This is a genomic window from Gelidibacter gilvus, from assembly GCF_004115975.1.
In the GTDB taxonomy this organism is placed as follows: domain Bacteria; phylum Bacteroidota; class Bacteroidia; order Flavobacteriales; family Flavobacteriaceae; genus Gelidibacter; species Gelidibacter gilvus.
On the sequence record NZ_SDDZ01000005.1, the window covers coordinates 55,328 to 71,803 of the forward strand.

A 16,476-nucleotide genomic window follows, 5' to 3' on the forward strand; every position below is an offset into this window, starting at 1 on the left:
TGCTACAAAATACAATCGGTTCAATATGTGCTTTTCAGTAACTGCCACTTAATTTTCTTGCGATTTAACTTTTATTTTCTTTGGCGGGTTTGGAGATGGTGCAATCCCCTTTTCTGCCATTTTTTGAACGATTCCAGATTCCATTTTAAGACGCATCAACTTTGATCTGCCATCTACAAAAGCTGAACGCCATTCTTTGACTTCGTTATTCAATCGTGCTATATCATGTACTTTTTGATCAGCACTGTGTGAACTTGCAATCATGACAATTGCCAAAACAGAAATAAAAATGATGATTCTCCAATTCTTGAAGGAATCATCACTGACCAAAAACTTACCTCTTAATATGTGATAAATATTGCTTTTCATAATCCCATCTGTCCTTCGGACATCTTCCCAAAAGGAAGAATTATTTTTATTTAACCTGAATTCGTTTCTGCTAAAGCAGGAATCTCCTATTTTAATTTTAATTAGACTATTTTTTAAACCTACAAGGTTTTGAAAACCTTGCAGGTTGATCAATCTCAACTTGCAGGCTGACTTATCTAACCTGGCAGATTATTTATAATTTTTCCGCAACTCGAAGTTTTGCACTTCGTGCTCTGCTATTTTCTTTCACTTCAGCTTTTGATGGCACAATCAATCCGCCAACTTTTTTCATGGGCACTTCAAAATTCCCATAAACATCACGTTCAGGTTCTCCTTCAAACATGCCGTTTCTTATAAAACGCTTCACCAATCTATCTTCTAACGAATGGTATGAAATACAACTTAAACGCCCTCCTTTTGTTAAAACTTCAGGCGACTGAAGCAACAATTCCTTTAAGGCTTCAATTTCTTGGTTGACCTCTATCCGAATGGCCTGATAAATTTGCGCCAATACTTTATGTTCATTTTTATGTTTTACAAATTTCTTTAAGACCTCTTTCAATTGTTCACTGGACTTGATTTCATTTGTAGCACGCTCTTCCACAATAGCCCTTGCCATTGCCGGAGCCTGACGCAACTCACCGTACTGAAAGAACACTTCTTTAATTTGCTCTTCGTCGTACTTGTTAATGACATGAAAGGCAGACAGCTTACTGTCCTGATTCATCCGCATATCTAAATCTGCTTCAAAACGTGTTGAAAACCCACGCTCGGCAACATCAAACTGATGCGAAGACACTCCAAAATCTGCTAAGATCCCATCGGCTTCCTTAGCTCCATAAAATCGCAAAAAACGTTTCAAATACCTGAAATTCTCATTGATCAAGGTAAAACGCGGATCGTCAATGGTATTTAAAAGAGCGTCTTTATCTTGGTCAAAGGCGAATAACTTCCCTTTTGGCCCCAAGCGATTTAAAATCTCCCGACTATGGCCTCCTCCACCAAATGTCACATCTACATACACGCCATCAGGTTTGATATTCAATCCATCCACCGCTTCAGTAAGTAAAACCGGATTATGATAGTCCATTTTCGTCATCATCTTGTCCCATGACTTCCTCGGCTAAATCTGCAAAATCGTCCGCCGCATCGTCTATAGCTTGTTCATATTTATCTTTATCCCAGATCTCAACAATATTTATTGCTGAAGACACTACGATGTCCTTAGAAATCCCAGAAAAAACCATCAAGTCCTTCGGAATCAACAATCTTCCAGTAGCATCTACTTCCACCACTTTCACACCTGCTGTAAACCTTCGGATGAAATCATTGTTTTTCTTTTTGAAGCGGTTAAGTTTGTTCATTTTTTGCATCAAAGACTCCCATTCGGTCATCGGGTACAGCTCTAAACAAGGTTGAAAAACCGCTCTTTTTAAAACAAATCCGTTTTGAAGCGAAGGCAACAACTGTTTTTTGATGGCAGCAGGTAGCATAAGCCTACCTTTGGCATCAACTTTACATTCGTATGTTCCTATTAATGAGTTCAAAAGCTATTGTTTGTTTATCTAACGACTAAGATTCAAATATATTGAAAATATTACCACCATTTACCACAATTTACCACTTTTGTTGATAAGTTTTTGATTTTGAGGTGTATTTTCGATAAACGGAAGAAACGAAGAATAAATAAGTGGCTGTTTTTTAGAATATTAAAAAGTGGGATAAAAACATTTCGGCGTTGTAAACAAATATTGTAGAAGTATTGTGGCGAAACTGGCTAAAAAGAAATAAAATTTGAATGAAATAACTATATTTGTTTTTTATGATAACTACCAACCATTAATGAGACATCTCTTAAAAAAAGAAAAAAAATACAGCTATGTTGAAGTAGGTGAAGGTCAACCCATTATAATTCTTCATGGACTAATGGGCGGTCTTAGTAATTTTGACGGTGTTTTAGAGTATTTTAGAGACAAGGGCTATAAAGTCATTATTCCTGAATTGCCAATTTATTCGATGTCTTTATTAAAAACCAACGTGCGGAATTTTGCAAAATATCTTCACGATTTTATAGCATACAAAGAATTTGAGAATGTTATTTTATTGGGCAATTCACTTGGCGGCCATATCGGACTTTACCACACAAAACTCTATCCAGAAAAAGTAAAAGCACTTATTATTACCGGAAGTTCAGGTTTGTACGAAAGTGCTATGGGCGGTGGTTACACCAAACGTGGTGATTATGAAGTGATCAAGAAAAAAGCTCAAGACGTTTTTTATGATCCTGCTGTGGCGACGAAAGAAATTGTGGACGAAGTTTATGAAACAGTCAACGACAGAAATAAACTGATTAAAACTTTAGCGATTGCCAAAAGTGCCATCCGACATAATATGGCGAAAGATTTGCCTAAAATGGATCTACCTGTATGCATCATTTGGGGGAAAAACGATATTGTGACCCCTCCTGAAGTTGCGGTAGAATTTCATGAACTTTTACCAAATTCTGATTTGTATTGGATCGATAAATGTGGGCATGCTGCCATGATGGAACATCCGGACGAGTTCAATGCCATACTTGCCGAGTGGCTGAAGAAGAGAGGGCTTTGAAGTTGAAATTGAAGTCGAAATTGAAGTTGAAGTTGAATACTTAGACAGGTGACGGGAAGAGTTATGATTGATGACTGATGACCGATGACAGATGACAAATGACTGATGACTGGTGACTGGTGACAGATGACCGATGACCGATGACCGATGACTGATGACCGAAAATCGAAAACTACTGCCCACTGTCAACCGAAATCTGCTGACTAAAAAAAATCCAAAAACATGATTATCAAAACTGCCGAATTTATAATGAGTAACTCCGAAGTGGCCAAATGCCCTAAGGATACGTTACCAGAATACGCATTTATTGGGCGTAGCAACGTTGGCAAGTCGTCATTGATAAACATGCTCACCGATCATAAAAATTTAGCAAAAACCTCGGGGAGACCAGGTAAAACACAACTTATCAATCATTTTTTAATCAATAAAAATTGGTTCTTGGTGGATTTACCAGGATATGGCTATGCGCGGGTTTCAAAATCATCCAAAAAGAAGTTCCAAAGATTTATTACCGATTATTTTGAAGAACGACAACAATTGGTGTTAGCTTTTGTTCTTGTAGATATTAGGCATGAAGCTCAAAAAATTGATCTTGAATTTATGGAATACATGGGTGAAAACGGCATTCCGTTTTCCATCATCTTCACAAAAGCAGATAAACTCAAACCAAAAGCGATAGAGCGCAACGTTGCAGCTTATTTGCAAGAACTTCTCTTGACTTGGGAAGAAACCCCGAAATACTTTGTCACCTCATCGTCCTCTGCTGTTGGTCGAGACGAAGTACTCAATGAAATTGACAAAACGAATCAACAAATGAATGCTTTAAATAAGAATTAATACTTACTCCTTCTTATAGAAACAAAAAAATGCTCCAAAGTATCATCTACCTTGGAGCATTTTTTTATGGATTTCAGAAGGATTTTATTCCTTCACATTATTTACGACTTTCTTAATGCTATAAGTTCCTCTCAAATCATTCAACACATTGAGCGCTTCTTCAACATACACATCCTGACTTAATGCCTTGTGCCAACGATCGCGCTTTTCTTTTAGAATACTGTCTGCAGCCATCAATTCATTTTCGTAAGGCAAAGAGCTATACGTCAAGTTTGTTTTATAATCCGTTAATTTTTCAAACTGCTTTGCTTCATCTTCATTCAGTTTTAAGGCTGCCTTGTAAGTATCATATTTAAGAGAGTACTCCTCTTTATCCCTGATTCTCTTTACCCATCTCGCATTATCATCAATAAGCTTCAACTGTTCGTTAGTTGAAATTCGCGCATTACTTTTGTCGATGGCTTTTTGATAATCTATATTGTGATCCCAAACCTTATAATCTGTTGCAGAAATTTTATCGTAAGGCAACGGGTTATCTTGATTCTTTTCACCTAAAGCAATATAACTGTAACGATCTGGAACAACCACATCACTTTTCACCCCTTCCAATTGTGTTGATCCACCATTGATTCTATAGTATTTCTGTATGGTATATTTTAGAGCACCCATATCACCACTAGTATTGTTTCTCACCATACGGTTAAGATCCAAAACGGTCTGAACGGTTCCTTTTCCAAAAGTTTGCTTGCTACCAATAACCAAGGCACGTTTATAATCCTGCATGGCAGCAGCTAAAATCTCAGAAGCTGAAGCAGAATTCTCGTTCACCAAAATCACTAATGGACCATCCCAGGTTATGGTTTTATCTTTATCTCTTAAAACCTCTTTTTGTCCTCCAGTTGTTTTGACCTGAACAATTGGACCTTCTTTTATAAACAAACCGGCCATATCAATAACGGTTTGCAAAGATCCGCCACCATTATTTCTAAGATCCAAAACCAAGCCTTCAATACCTTCTTCTTTCAAACGTTCTATTTCAAGCTTAACATCTGTAGCGGCATTTCTTTTCTTATAATCCTCCATATTGACATAAAAGCCAGGTAGATTGATTACTCCAAACTTTTTATCGTCCTTAACAACGGTTGTCGATTTTGCATAAACCTCTTCCAACTCCACAACATCTCTGGTGATGGTCAGGTCTTCAATAGTACCATCTACTTTTTTCACAGTTAAGATGACATCGGTTCCTTTAGGACCCTTAATTAATTTTACGGCATCTTCCAAACGCATTCCAACTATATTCACTGAAGGTTCACCATCATCTTGTTGCACTTTAAGAATTTGATCACCTGCTTCCAATTCGTTGTTTTTCCATGCTGGACCACCGCTAATAACTTCGATGATGGTCACCACATCCATTTTCTTTTGAAGTCTGGCACCGATACCCTCAAATTTCCCTGACATCGCCACATCAAAACGCTCCTTATCTTCAGGGGCGTAATAGAATGTATGTGGATCAAACTCAGCAACAATGGCATTTAAATAAACTCCAAACCAATCTTCACGTTTGCGCTCATCGATATAATCATAGAGCTCATTTAAAGAATTCAGCGTTGTTTTTCGTGCTTCGGCCTCCAATTCCGTAAGTGATTTTTTATCCTTTTTCTCAGATGTGCCTTCAGTTTCCACGAACGCATTTTCATTAATCCCCTCAGAATCTATTTCGTCTACATGACTCATTTTCTTCACGTTTATCTTATCAGAAAACGTATTTTCCTGTTGGGAGATCAAGTCATCATAATTTGCAATGGCCGAAAACTTGAGTTGCGTTCTCCAACGCTCTTTCATTTCCTTTTTTGATTTGACATAAGCCAGTTTTTTGTACTCCGTGTTGATCGTCTCATCCACACCATAATCAAATGGATTGGCCAGAACTTCTCTGTACATCTCTTGAGACTCTTCCAATCTTTGTAACAAACGACCATGGGTAAGATTAAAAAACGTCAAATCCTGATTCTTTAACTGATCGTCAATTTTGTCTTTATAAGCTTCGAATTCCTTAATATCTGAGGCATAGAAGTATCTCTTAAAAGGATCTAACTGATCCAAATAAGCTCCAAAAACACTCTCTGAAAATTCGTCATTTATTTCTTTAGGACTATAATGACCTTCTTCCAGCACATAAGTTATTAATTGCATCAGTAATTTATCCTTATCTGGATCTTCAAAAGTTTTAGTTGTGAAACTACATGACGCAAACGCCAACATAAGCGCCAACAATAAAATCTTATAATTCCTTTTCATGATATCTTTCATATTTTTTAGTGGCATTGATAAAGTCTAAACGCGATAGACCCCTAATTATTTTTTACTAAAGTAAAAGAAAAAACCATGCCAATAAAACCATTGCCTACTAATTTTTTGTTAAACCACCCTGAATGGGATTATAACGTCTAATTTATGTATTTTAGCACTCTAAATACGCACTGCAGAATGAATAAGAAACCACTGATTTTAGTGACTAATGATGATGGGATAACAGCACCAGGTCTAAGAGCTTTGATTGAAGTCATGAATACCATTGGCGAAGTGGTCGTGGTCGCTCCTGATAGTCCACAAAGTGCCATGGGACACGCCATAACTGTCAATTCGACGCTTTATGTAGAGAAAGTTAAAATAGATAATAATGCCCAAACAGAGTACAGTTGCTCTGGTACACCAGTAGATTGTGTGAAATTGGCGGTGAAGCAAATCTTGGGAAGACGCCCAGATATTTGCGTTTCAGGTATCAACCACGGCTCCAACTCTTCCATCAACGTTATTTACTCTGGAACCATGAGTGCCGCATTGGAAGCGGGCATTGAAGGCATTCCGGCAATTGGGTTTTCCTTGTGCAACTACAATTGGAGCGCCAATTTTGAGGCTTCTAAGAGTTTTGTCAAGACTATTACTGAAAATGTTTTGGAACACGGCCTTCCTGAAGGTGTCGTACTCAACGTGAATATCCCTGATTTACCAAAAGAAGAAATTAAGGGCATTAAGGTATGCCGTCAAGCTAAAGCAAATTGGGAAGAAGAGTTTACAAAACGCCAAAACCCAAGTGGGCGCGACTACTATTGGTTGGCCGGAAAATTTATTAACTTAGATGAAGGTGAAGACACCGACGAATGGGCTTTGGAAAACGGCTATGTTTCTTTAGTACCTGTTCAGTTTGACTTGACCGCACACCACTGCATTCAAAATTTAAACACTTGGAATTTAAATGATTAAAAAGGAAGTATTTATCGGCTTTATAGTAGGACTGATTGCCAATGCCATTGGTTTTATCATAGCAATTCTAATTTTTGGAAACGGCGAAGATATCGCTACTGCGTATAGACAGTCCTTAGCCCAGGGATTTTTTAGCAAATTGGTAAGTATGGGAGCGTTACTAAATCTTGTAGTATTCTTCATGTTCATCAAACAAAGACGTGACTATCGCGCCAGAGGTGTCATTATGGCTACAATAGTTGTAACAATTACGACCTTTTTATTAAATTACAACTAATTAATACCACAGGTTTTCTACTTGTTTTGATTCTATAAATTACGATTCATAAAAAATGAAATACTATATCATTGCTGGCGAGGCCTCCGGAGATTTACATGGCGCGAACCTCATGAAAGCCCTACAAAAACAAGACGTCAATGCGCAGTTTAGGTTTTGGGGCGGTGATTTAATGGAAAAAGTTAGCCCTACGCTAGTAAAACATTATCGTGATTTGGCCTTTATGGGCTTTTTGGAAGTGGTCATGAATTTAAAAACCATCACCCAAAATCTTAGCTTTTGCAAAACAGATATTGAAAGTTACACTCCAGATGTCATCATCTTTATTGATTACCCAGGATTTAACTTACGCATTGCCAAATGGGCGAAGCAAAAAGGATATATGACCCATTATTATATTTCACCTCAAATCTGGGCCTGGAAAGAAAACAGGATTCACGCTATAAAACGTGATGTCGATAAAATGTATGTCATTTTGCCTTTTGAAAAAGAGTTTTATGAAGATAAGCACAACTATCCTGTAGAGTTTGTTGGCCATCCATTAATTGACGCCATTGCGGACCGTCACCAAGTTAGTGAGTACGACTTTAGAGCCAAGCGCGGCCTTTCTGACAAACCCATCATCGCTTTATTGCCGGGAAGTAGGAAACAGGAAATTCGAAAAATGCTTACCATCATGCTCAGCGTTGTCAAAGATTTTGAAGACTATCAATTTGTCATTGCGGGCGCTCCAAGCCAAGACTATGATTTTTATCAAACATTCATTAAAAAAGAAAACATTTCCTTCGTCAATAATAAAACTTACGATCTTTTGAGTTTGGCCACCGCTGCTTTAGTGACATCAGGCACAGCAACCTTAGAAACCGCTCTGTTTAAAGTGCCGGAAGTAGTTTGTTACAAAGGAAGTTGGTTCTCTTATCAAATTGCAAAACGCGTTATTAATTTGAAGTACATTTCTCTGGTGAATTTGATCATGGATAAACCAGTCGTGACCGAATTGATTCAAGATGATTTTAACACCAAACGCCTCAAAAAGGAATTACAGGCAATTTTACAACCCGAAAAAAGAGAACAGCTTTTTATGGAGTATTTTCACTTGGAAAAGAAACTGGGTGGAAAAGGTGCGAGTGAAAAAACAGCAAAACTGATTTATGAAGACGTTAAAAAGAATAAAACACAATAACTTTTTCTACAAATTTTATACTTTCGGAATTCCATCAGCGTTTCATAGACACGTTGCTATATCCAAAATATGGCAATAATTTTATTTATATTTAAAAAATCGTATTTTACCTTATGAAAAAGATTGCCCTAGCCCTTCTTTTAGTGATCACTTTTAGCAGTTGTAATTCTTCTAAAACTATGGTGACGACCAAATCCAGCACAATCAAATCTGAATCCCATCCAATAAAACAGGTCTCAAACCTTATTCTCCCTACTCAGGTCAACAGTATTGAACAATTGCCAGTGGATTTAACTCCCATTAGTTTGACAATGAAAAGTGAAATTCCAAAACCTAGCGAAAACAGAGCTCATAGAATAATAGATTATGCTTTTGCATTTGATGGGGTTCGATACAAACGTGGTGGCACAACAAAAGACGGCATGGATTGCTCCGGACTGGTAGTCACGACTTTTGACAAGGAAAATATTTCTTTGCCAAGGTCTTCAAGAGACATGGCACTCACTGGTAATTCCATTGATCTAAAACAGGTCAGCACAGGCGATCTGTTATTTTTTGCCACACGTAAGAACAGTAAGACCATTAGTCATGTAGGAATTGTAACGACCGCTAGAGACGGTTTTGTAGAATTTATTCACGCAAGCACTAGCAATGGTGTGATCGTTTCTAACATGGCAGAAAAATATTGGTATTTTGCCTTCGTACAAGCAAGACGGGTCATCTAACTCTAAAACCAATTAAATAGCTAGCTTCTTGCTCAAAGTTATAATAAATTAATATTTTTATAAAAAATCACCTTTCAACAGATGAAAAAGATTGTCCTACTCCTTCTTTTATTGATCACTTTTAGCAGCTGTAAATCCTCTAAACGGGTTGTCACCACCAAATCAAAGACCGCAAAAATAGATTCTAGATCCAAAAAATCGGTGGATAATCCTAAAGCGGACAACGTTGTGGATTACGCATTTAAATTTGACGGCGTTAGATATAAGTATGGCGGCACTACCAAAAAAGGAATGGACTGTTCCGGTTTGGTCGTCACTTCCTTTAATAGCGAAGACATTCCATTGCCAAGATCTACTTCAGAGATGGCGCTTTCTGGAGACTGGATTGATTTAAAAGAAGTCACTAAAGGAGATCTCCTCTTTTTTGCCACATCAAAGAATAGCCGACGCGTCAACCATGTTGGTATTGTAACGGAAGCATTTAATGGAAACGTTGCATTTATACATGCAAGCACCAGCAGTGGCGTCATAGTTTCCAATCTCGCAGAAAAATATTGGTACTTTGCCTTCGTACAGGCAAGACGTGTTTTATAGTCCTTATTTTTAGTAACTTAGATTCATGAAGTTACTGAATTTTGCACTCATCAAAATTACCATATGCCTCATAGTAGGCATTCTTTTTGCGCATTATTTTAACTTCTCATATACCTATACTTTAGCACTCACTTTAATTCTCATCTTAGGTCTCTCCGTACTGCTTATAGTTGAGAGAGCACGCTTAGTGAAGTCCGTCGCATTTGGTGTTCTTACGATTTTCACCTTTTTGGGAATCGGTATTTTAAGCTACCAACTTCACGACCAAAAGTCATTTAAACAGCACTATACCCAACATATTGATCCCGCCAAAGACACTATAGAAACCATCAGCTTTCAGATCAGGGAAGTGCTCAAACCAGGTGTGTTTCACGACAAATACAGTGTTGATATTCTAACTATCAATGATCGGCAGCTTGTTGGGAAAACACTCTTGAACGTTCAAAGAGACAGTCTTCTCCAAGCTTATAAAGTGGATGCTGTTTTTGTAACCACATCACCTTTAACACACCTGAATCCTCCGATTAATCCCAACCAATTCGATTATAAAAAATATCTCGAAAAACAATATATCTATCACCAGATATTTACAGACCATCATGAACTTTTACCTGTTTATTCTGAAACACATACGATTTTTGGTTACGCAGCACAATTGCGAACCCATATCAATTCAAAATTAAAGTTTTATAATTTTAGACCTGACGAACTAGCTCTTATAAATGCCCTATTACTAGGTCAACGGCAGGATATCAGCCCAGAAATATTCAATAGCTATTCCAAGGCAGGCGCTATTCATATTTTAGCTGTTTCCGGATTGCATGTGGGCATTGTCCTATTGCTACTCAACTCATTGTTCAGACCCTTGGAGTATCTCAAGCACGGAAAAACGCTAAAAACGCTGTTGATTTTACTCATTTTGTGGGGGTTTGCCATCGTCGCAGGACTTTCGGCATCGGTTACGCGAGCCGTCATGATGTTCAGCATAGTCGCCATTGGAATGAATTTAAAACGGCCGACAAACATTTACAATACGCTTGCAATTTCCATGTTTTTCCTCTTGTTGTTCAAACCGCTGTTTTTATTTGATGTGGGGTTTCAAATGAGTTATTTGGCTGTTATCGCCATTGTAAGTTTTCAACCTTTCCTGGAAAAATTGTGGCAGCCCTCATTTAAACCGGCTAAAACATTATGGCAAATATTTACGGTGACATTGGCGGCACAATTTGGCGTCGTCCCCATCAGTTTATTTTATTTCCATCAATTTCCGGGGTTGTTCTTTCTATCCAATCTGGTCATTATTCCCGTTTTAGGAATTATTCTGGGGATGGGGATTATCGTTATTTTATTGGCCGCGATAAATTTACTTCCTGTTTGGATCGCTGATATCTATGGTGGAATCATCAGTACAATGAACAGTTTTGTACGATGGGTTTCACTTCAAGAGCGGTTTATCTTTACAGATCTTTCCTTCAGCTTGCTTCAGGTTCTCGCAGCCTATCTTCTGATAATGACTTTAGTTATGGTATCCAAAAAACAAAACTTTAAACGCTTGGCGCTCGCGATGTTGGCAGTATTGATGTTTCAATCGGTATTAATTTTTGAAGAGAAAAAGAATCAAACTGAAGAATTTGTTGTCTTTCATAAAAGCAGATACAGTCTTATTGGGATTAAAAAAAATGCAACTTTAGCGGTTTCACATAATTTTGACAGCCTCACTTCTAGTAGGGACAATATCATCAAAAACTATAAAATTGGCAATGCGATAAAAGAAATTGCAAATGAGACTCTAGAGCATGTTTACCTTTTCGGCAATAAAAGAATCTTAGTGGTGGATAGTTTGGGCATTTACAGGATTCCAGAGTTCAATCCGGACTATGTGGTTTTGAGGAATTCACCAAAAATAAATCTGAACCGCTTATTGGATTCGATAAAACCTCAATTAATCATTGCAGATGGCAGCAATTATAAAAGTTATCTTAAGCGCTGGGAACTTAGTTGTTTGCAACAAAACACACCATTTCATTTAACGGGAAGAGAAGGCGCTTTTGTGTTGAAAAATGAATAGTTCGGGTGTTTTTTTCTCGCAGATTTCGCAGATTTACGTAGAGCTATCTGTATTTTTTTACAATAAAATCCTAAACAAGGACAAGAGAACAATTAAGAATGAATTGAGGATTGGGAATTTCAACCTGCTCCATCGTTTTTAACCCAACTGTTAAATGATAACATCCAGAAGTTTAAATAGTCCAAATCCCGAAGCCAACCCGATAACCAGCCAGTAAACTCTCTGTTTTTTGTCGATCAACAAGGTTTGCTTTTCTAGTGATTTTCCGTTTTCTTTTAGTTCTAGTAAAATTTCACCTTTATCAAATTGCTTGTATTCTGATTCCAAGGTTAAATCAACCGAATTCAGGGTAATATTATGGTTAGTTCCAAAAAACGAAAATTTATTAGAAATATTTTTCCCATTCAGTAAAACACTTTCAATCCCGAAAACTGAATTTAAAAATTCTATTTTATTAGTGTCTACATTAAATTCAGCATATTTCATTGTGAGCTCTTTATTGGAGTGAAACAGCCATCTAGCCCTTAAACTCGGGTTTAAAAGCGGTGAAAAACACATTGAAATCTTCTTGGGTTTTTATTTCTTTATGCTTGTCGGTACGAAACATTTTAAGATACAATTCCAGTTGCTGCGGATTTTGATACCCTCTCAAAGGCGTTATAACATCACCTTTTTCATCAAAAAACATGATCGTTGGATAGGCGTTTACCTGAAGTGCGAGCGTTAAATCATGGACACTATTTCTACGGCTAGCCATTTCTGGTTTATAGTTTTTATTGGCGTAAGTATTGCCTTTATACTTGATGACATCATTGCCTTCACCATCAAATTTCACGGCGTAATAATTATCATTGACGTATTTGGCAACATCGCTATTTTGGAAGGTATTCTTATCCAACATCTTACATGGACCACACCAATTGGTATAAACGTCCATCATGATTTTTTTAGGTGTCTTTTTTTGAAGCTCTAATGCTTCTTCAAAAGTGACCCAATTTATTTGTTGCGCAATACTATTAAAGGACATTAATAACGTCACAACCATTACAAATGCTAACTTCTTCATTTCAATCATTTTTTTGCAAATCTAAGTGGAAACTACAAAAAATGCTCCAAACTTGGAGCATTTGACGTTTATTTAACAAATTTTTCGATTATCGGACACCGTGCATCAGCTTCTTCAGCACCGGATTTAGCACCATAGAAATAAAACCAACAGCAATAGGAACTACAGCGAAAATCAAAAAGAAGGTACCTAAAGAATACTCTGCTGAGATCTTATCAATCATCCCTCCCATAGTGTTTGCTAGTTTTTGTCCCACAGCAATTGCCAAGTACCAAACCCCGAACATAAAACCAATCATACGTGCAGGTACTAATTTACTCAAATAGGATAATCCCAATGGCGATAAACAAAGTTCACCCATGGTATGGAATAGGTAAGCTAAAATCAGGAATATCATGCTCACGGAGGCTGTTTGAGCACCGGAAGGAATATCTGAAGCACCATAAGCTAAAACTGCAAATCCTACGCCCAACAATACCAATCCAATAGCATATTTCATAGCTGCACTCGGATTGTATTTACTTTCCCACCATTTAGAGAAAATAGGGGCCAATGTAATTATAAAGAAGGAGTTCAGAATCCCGAACCAAGTGGCATCCACTTTCAATTCTTCAGAGAAGGATTTGTCATAAATACGATACACTACCAGGATCCATAAGCCAAGGAAAGCAATAGCCAACATAATATTTGACGCCCCAATTGTCTTGAAGGTCTTTTTGAAAATCAAGAAAATGACATAGGTAATGATGATTAGCGGAATGGTGGTCAATAATCCGTCAACAATTTTGAATATTGTCGCAGTATTCCCCACTAAGTCGCGATTGGTATAATCACTTGCAAACAATGTCATCGACCCGAGGGATTGTTCAAAGAATGCAAAAAAGAAGACGGTGAAAAGTGCAAAAATTGAAACGGCAACCAATCGATCGCGAACAATAGGGATATAACGTGAGATTCGCATGATTAGCAAAATCAAGAAGAGCACTAATGCAGAGATAACAATAACGTTTGATCCGCTAATTACTCCCCATTCAAAAGGTAAAGAAACGGTAAAAGGAGCTAAACTTTTACCACCAATTTTTTCTAAAGGATCATTAAACAAATAAAGGAGTCCACCAATAGAAGAAAGTGCAATAAGAACTTTATCAAAGGTTGTAAATGGGTTCAACTTTGAAGCGACTTCCACTTCCTCGTTAATTACTTCCGGATCCGTAATATCTTCACCATCATGAAATACCACATCGATCTTCTTTGATGGTGCTGCACCAATTTTTCCAAAGATTTTGTGTGCCAATAAAAATTGAAGCATACCCAATAACATAAAGATTCCAGCAAGACCAAATCCGTATGCCCATCCGTAATTTTCAGCTAAATATCCACAAAGCATCATCCCAAAGAAAGCTCCAGCATTGACACCCATATAGAAAATGGTATAAGCGCCATCTTTTTTAGACTCTCTTGTTTTGTACATCTCTGAAATAATAGAGGTAATGTTTGGCTTAAAAAACCCAGTTCCGAGAACCAATAAGGCCAAACCTAAATAAAATGACCAGGTTGTTTCCAATGCCATAGCTGCGTGACCAAGCGTCATAATGATACAGCCTATAACCACAGCAATACGATAGCCTGTCCACTTATCAGCAATCCAACCTCCAATAATAGGAGTTAAGTATAAAAGTGATGCATAGGTACCAATAAGTGCGAGAGCATGCTCACGTGGCCAATCCCAACCGGGATTATCGCTCACTAAAGGTGCCGTTAAAAATAAAATCAAAAGGATACGCATTCCGTAGAAAGAGAAGCGTTCCCACATCTCCGTGAAAAAGAGAATAAACAGGCCTATTGGATGTCCGAGAACGGTGTCTTTAAAAAGATTTTCAATATCAGTATTCATAGGAATTATTTAAAATTATGCGTTTTTAACTATAGATTTAAAAGTGAAATGGATTATTTAATGCCGTGCATCAGTTTTTTAATGAATGGAGTCAAAACAATAAGAACCAAACCACTGGCGATTCCTGCATAAAACAAGTATTCGTAAAGGTTAATATACCCAGCTTTGGAGGCAATAAAATTTCCTCTATCTTCAATGCCCACACTGGCCATATCCGAAATTTTTGCGGCTATAAACTCAGAACTTGCCGTGGCCAAAAACCAAACGCCCATCATAAATCCAACTATTTTTGTAGGAGACATCTTTGTCACCACGGACAATCCAATTGGAGATAAAGATAATTCTCCACAGGTATGCAACAGGTAAGCCAACACCAACCAGTAGGAAGCCACTTTACCCGCATCTCCAGATAATTTTCCGCCAATAACCAGCGCTCCAAATCCGAGACCTACAAGTATCAAGGCATAGGCAAATTTGTAAGAAGTACTGGGATTTAGCTTTTTCTTATCCAACCACACCCACAGTCGTGCAAAAGGAATGGCCAGTGTAATGATAAAAAATGCATTTAAGCCCAAAAACCAACCTGGTTTTAACTCAAACCCGAAGACATTGAGATCTATAATACGTTCTGCAAACAGATTGAGAGACATATACGCTTGTTCATAAAGCGCCCAAAAAACAATGGTGAATAAAATAAGGATCGTTAGGGCAATCAATCTTTCTCTCGCTACTTTGTCCAGAAACTTTACGGCATAGTAAATAATATAGGCCAATGACGCTGCGCCCGCAACCATCAATATGACTTGAACGATAGAATGGCTTTGGACCATTTGCCATACTACGAAAGTTCCTAGAACAGCAGAAATATAGATCCAATATTCAATTTTTAGGCCGAACTTCTTTTTATTAATAATCTCCGGATTGAGCGGTTCGCCTTTACCCTCCAAATAAGGCTTTCCAAATACAAAGACGAGCAATCCAAAAAACATCCCAATCCCGGCGGCTCCAAAACCATAGCCCCAACCGTATTCTTCACCTAAGTAGACACATATAATAGTGGCCAAGAGTGCGCCCATATTGATTCCCATGTAGAATATGGTAAATCCAGAATCGCGTCTAGGGTCATTTTCGGTGTAGAGTTCCCCGACTATTGAAGAGATGTTGGATTTTAAAAATCCGACGCCCATAACAATCAAGGCCAGTGAAAAATAAAAGACTTGCAAAGCGAAGGTATCGCGCCGTACGACGCCATCTACCAAGGATGCCTGATTGCCTTCATAAGCCATCCCCACGTGTCCCAACACCAATAAAATAGCACCAAAAATAATCGCCTTGCGAAATCCGATGTATTTATCAGCAATATGTCCGCCCAAAACCGGCATCGCATACACCAGTGCTGCATAACTCCCAAGAAGAAGATAGCCGTCACTATCTGAAAACAAATGGTAACGTGTGAGATAAAAGAGCAATAATGCCTTCATCCCATAAAAGGAAAAACGCTCCCACATTTCAGTAAAAAAGAGAATGTACAATCCAACAGGATGTCCAAACAATTCTTTGTGTTTAACGGCAGCGTTATCCATATG

Annotated in this window: 16 protein-coding genes; 8 read left to right on the forward strand and 8 right to left on the reverse strand. The window is 37.8% G+C overall.

Annotated features, from left to right (window positions below):
• Positions 1-48: 48 nt before the first annotated feature.
• From ESZ48_RS10185 to mraZ, 3 genes are all read right to left on the reverse strand, one after another.
• Positions 49-369, reverse strand: a complete 321-nt coding sequence (locus ESZ48_RS10185) for an FtsL-like putative cell division protein (protein WP_129017316.1) — start codon at positions 367-369, stop codon at positions 49-51.
• Positions 370-562: 193 nt separating this feature from the next.
• On the reverse strand, positions 563-1,459 hold the full coding sequence (gene rsmH, locus ESZ48_RS10190; protein ID WP_129017317.1) for a 16S rRNA (cytosine(1402)-N(4))-methyltransferase RsmH: 897 nt from the start codon (positions 1,457-1,459) through the stop codon (positions 563-565).
• Positions 1,446-1,916 (reverse strand): division/cell wall cluster transcriptional repressor MraZ, encoded by a 471-nt coding sequence (mraZ, locus tag ESZ48_RS10195; protein ID WP_129017318.1) that lies wholly within the window; start codon positions 1,914-1,916, stop codon positions 1,446-1,448. The genes rsmH and mraZ overlap by 14 nt, the downstream gene beginning before the upstream one ends.
• Positions 1,917-2,211: 295 nt before the next feature.
• On the opposite strand from mraZ, the gene ESZ48_RS10200 reads away from it, so the two are divergent.
• Both ESZ48_RS10200 and yihA read left to right on the forward strand, forming a co-directional pair.
• A complete protein-coding gene (locus ESZ48_RS10200; protein ID WP_129017319.1) occupies positions 2,212-2,976 on the forward strand; it encodes an alpha/beta fold hydrolase in 765 nt (254 codons plus the stop codon).
• Between the two features lie 225 nt (positions 2,977-3,201).
• Complete coding sequence (gene yihA, locus ESZ48_RS10205; protein ID WP_129017549.1) at positions 3,202-3,813, forward strand: ribosome biogenesis GTP-binding protein YihA/YsxC; 612 nt, start codon at positions 3,202-3,204, stop codon at positions 3,811-3,813.
• Between the two features lie 84 nt (positions 3,814-3,897).
• On the opposite strand, the gene ESZ48_RS10210 is transcribed toward yihA, so the two are convergent.
• Positions 3,898-6,117 carry a carboxy terminal-processing peptidase gene (locus tag ESZ48_RS10210; RefSeq protein WP_129017550.1) on the reverse strand — a complete coding sequence of 740 codons (2,220 nt, stop codon included), beginning with the start codon at positions 6,115-6,117 and terminating at the stop codon, positions 3,898-3,900.
• A gap of 189 nt (positions 6,118-6,306) precedes the next feature.
• Here ESZ48_RS10210 and surE point away from each other — a divergent pair, with 189 nt between their 5' ends.
• From surE to ESZ48_RS10240, 6 genes are all read left to right on the forward strand, one after another.
• The gene (gene surE / locus ESZ48_RS10215; RefSeq protein WP_129017320.1) at positions 6,307-7,083 is read left to right on the forward strand and encodes a 5'/3'-nucleotidase SurE; all 777 of its coding nucleotides are present in this window, start codon (positions 6,307-6,309) and stop codon (positions 7,081-7,083) included.
• Entirely contained in the window at positions 7,076-7,360 is a 285-nt protein-coding gene (locus tag ESZ48_RS10220; protein ID WP_129017321.1) for a hypothetical protein, read from the forward strand. Before surE ends, ESZ48_RS10220 begins: the two co-directional genes overlap by 8 nt.
• A 55-nt stretch (positions 7,361-7,415) precedes the next feature.
• A complete protein-coding gene (lpxB, locus tag ESZ48_RS10225) occupies positions 7,416-8,543 on the forward strand; it encodes a lipid-A-disaccharide synthase (RefSeq protein ID WP_129017322.1) in 1,128 nt (375 codons plus the stop codon).
• A gap of 113 nt (positions 8,544-8,656) precedes the next feature.
• Positions 8,657-9,268: a C40 family peptidase gene (locus ESZ48_RS10230; protein ID WP_129017323.1), complete on the forward strand. Its 612-nt coding sequence runs from the start codon at positions 8,657-8,659 to the stop codon at positions 9,266-9,268.
• 81 nt (positions 9,269-9,349) lie between these two features.
• Positions 9,350-9,862 carry a C40 family peptidase gene (locus ESZ48_RS10235; RefSeq protein WP_129017325.1) on the forward strand — a complete coding sequence of 171 codons (513 nt, stop codon included), beginning with the start codon at positions 9,350-9,352 and terminating at the stop codon, positions 9,860-9,862.
• A gap of 25 nt (positions 9,863-9,887) precedes the next feature.
• The gene (locus ESZ48_RS10240) at positions 9,888-11,930 is read left to right on the forward strand and encodes a ComEC/Rec2 family competence protein (RefSeq protein WP_129017327.1); all 2,043 of its coding nucleotides are present in this window, start codon (positions 9,888-9,890) and stop codon (positions 11,928-11,930) included.
• A gap of 150 nt (positions 11,931-12,080) precedes the next feature.
• On the opposite strand, the gene ESZ48_RS10245 is transcribed toward ESZ48_RS10240, so the two are convergent.
• The 4 genes from ESZ48_RS10245 to ESZ48_RS10260 form a co-directional block, all read right to left on the reverse strand.
• Positions 12,081-12,416, reverse strand: coding sequence for a hypothetical protein (locus ESZ48_RS10245; RefSeq protein ID WP_129017329.1), 336 nt, complete (start codon positions 12,414-12,416; stop codon positions 12,081-12,083).
• Between the two features lie 31 nt (positions 12,417-12,447).
• The gene (locus ESZ48_RS10250; RefSeq protein ID WP_190246235.1) at positions 12,448-12,996 is read right to left on the reverse strand and encodes a thioredoxin family protein; all 549 of its coding nucleotides are present in this window, start codon (positions 12,994-12,996) and stop codon (positions 12,448-12,450) included.
• Positions 12,997-13,084: 88 nt separating this feature from the next.
• Positions 13,085-14,890, reverse strand: coding sequence for a peptide MFS transporter (locus tag ESZ48_RS10255; RefSeq protein ID WP_129017332.1), 1,806 nt, complete (start codon positions 14,888-14,890; stop codon positions 13,085-13,087).
• A 53-nt stretch (positions 14,891-14,943) separates the two neighbouring features.
• Positions 14,944-16,473 carry a peptide MFS transporter gene (locus ESZ48_RS10260; RefSeq protein ID WP_129017334.1) on the reverse strand — a complete coding sequence of 510 codons (1,530 nt, stop codon included), beginning with the start codon at positions 16,471-16,473 and terminating at the stop codon, positions 14,944-14,946.
• Positions 16,474-16,476: the final 3 nt, after the last annotated feature.

Bases quoted from the DNA above. Each gene is read 5' to 3' on its own strand.
- ESZ48_RS10185 (WP_129017316.1), bottom strand. From the start codon at position 369: ATGAAAAGCAATATTTATCACATATTAAGAGGTAAGTTTTTGGTCAGT.
- rsmH (WP_129017317.1), bottom strand. From the start codon at position 1,459: ATGGACTATCATAATCCGGTTTTACTTACTGAAGCGGTGGATGGATTG.
- ESZ48_RS10200 (WP_129017319.1), top strand. From the start codon at position 2,212: ATGAGACATCTCTTAAAAAAAGAAAAAAAATACAGCTATGTTGAAGTA.
- ESZ48_RS10210 (WP_129017550.1), bottom strand. From the start codon at position 6,117: ATGAAAAGGAATTATAAGATTTTATTGTTGGCGCTTATGTTGGCGTTT.
- surE (WP_129017320.1), top strand. From the start codon at position 6,307: ATGAATAAGAAACCACTGATTTTAGTGACTAATGATGATGGGATAACA.
- ESZ48_RS10220 (WP_129017321.1), top strand. From the start codon at position 7,076: ATGATTAAAAAGGAAGTATTTATCGGCTTTATAGTAGGACTGATTGCC.
- lpxB (WP_129017322.1), top strand. From the start codon at position 7,416: ATGAAATACTATATCATTGCTGGCGAGGCCTCCGGAGATTTACATGGC.
- ESZ48_RS10230 (WP_129017323.1), top strand. From the start codon at position 8,657: ATGAAAAAGATTGCCCTAGCCCTTCTTTTAGTGATCACTTTTAGCAGT.
- ESZ48_RS10235 (WP_129017325.1), top strand. From the start codon at position 9,350: ATGAAAAAGATTGTCCTACTCCTTCTTTTATTGATCACTTTTAGCAGC.
- ESZ48_RS10240 (WP_129017327.1), top strand. From the start codon at position 9,888: ATGAAGTTACTGAATTTTGCACTCATCAAAATTACCATATGCCTCATA.
- ESZ48_RS10245 (WP_129017329.1), bottom strand. From the start codon at position 12,416: ATGAAATATGCTGAATTTAATGTAGACACTAATAAAATAGAATTTTTA.
- ESZ48_RS10250 (WP_190246235.1), bottom strand. From the start codon at position 12,996: ATGAAGAAGTTAGCATTTGTAATGGTTGTGACGTTATTAATGTCCTTT.
- ESZ48_RS10255 (WP_129017332.1), bottom strand. From the start codon at position 14,890: ATGAATACTGATATTGAAAATCTTTTTAAAGACACCGTTCTCGGACAT.
- ESZ48_RS10260 (WP_129017334.1), bottom strand. From the start codon at position 16,473: ATGGATAACGCTGCCGTTAAACACAAAGAATTGTTTGGACATCCTGTT.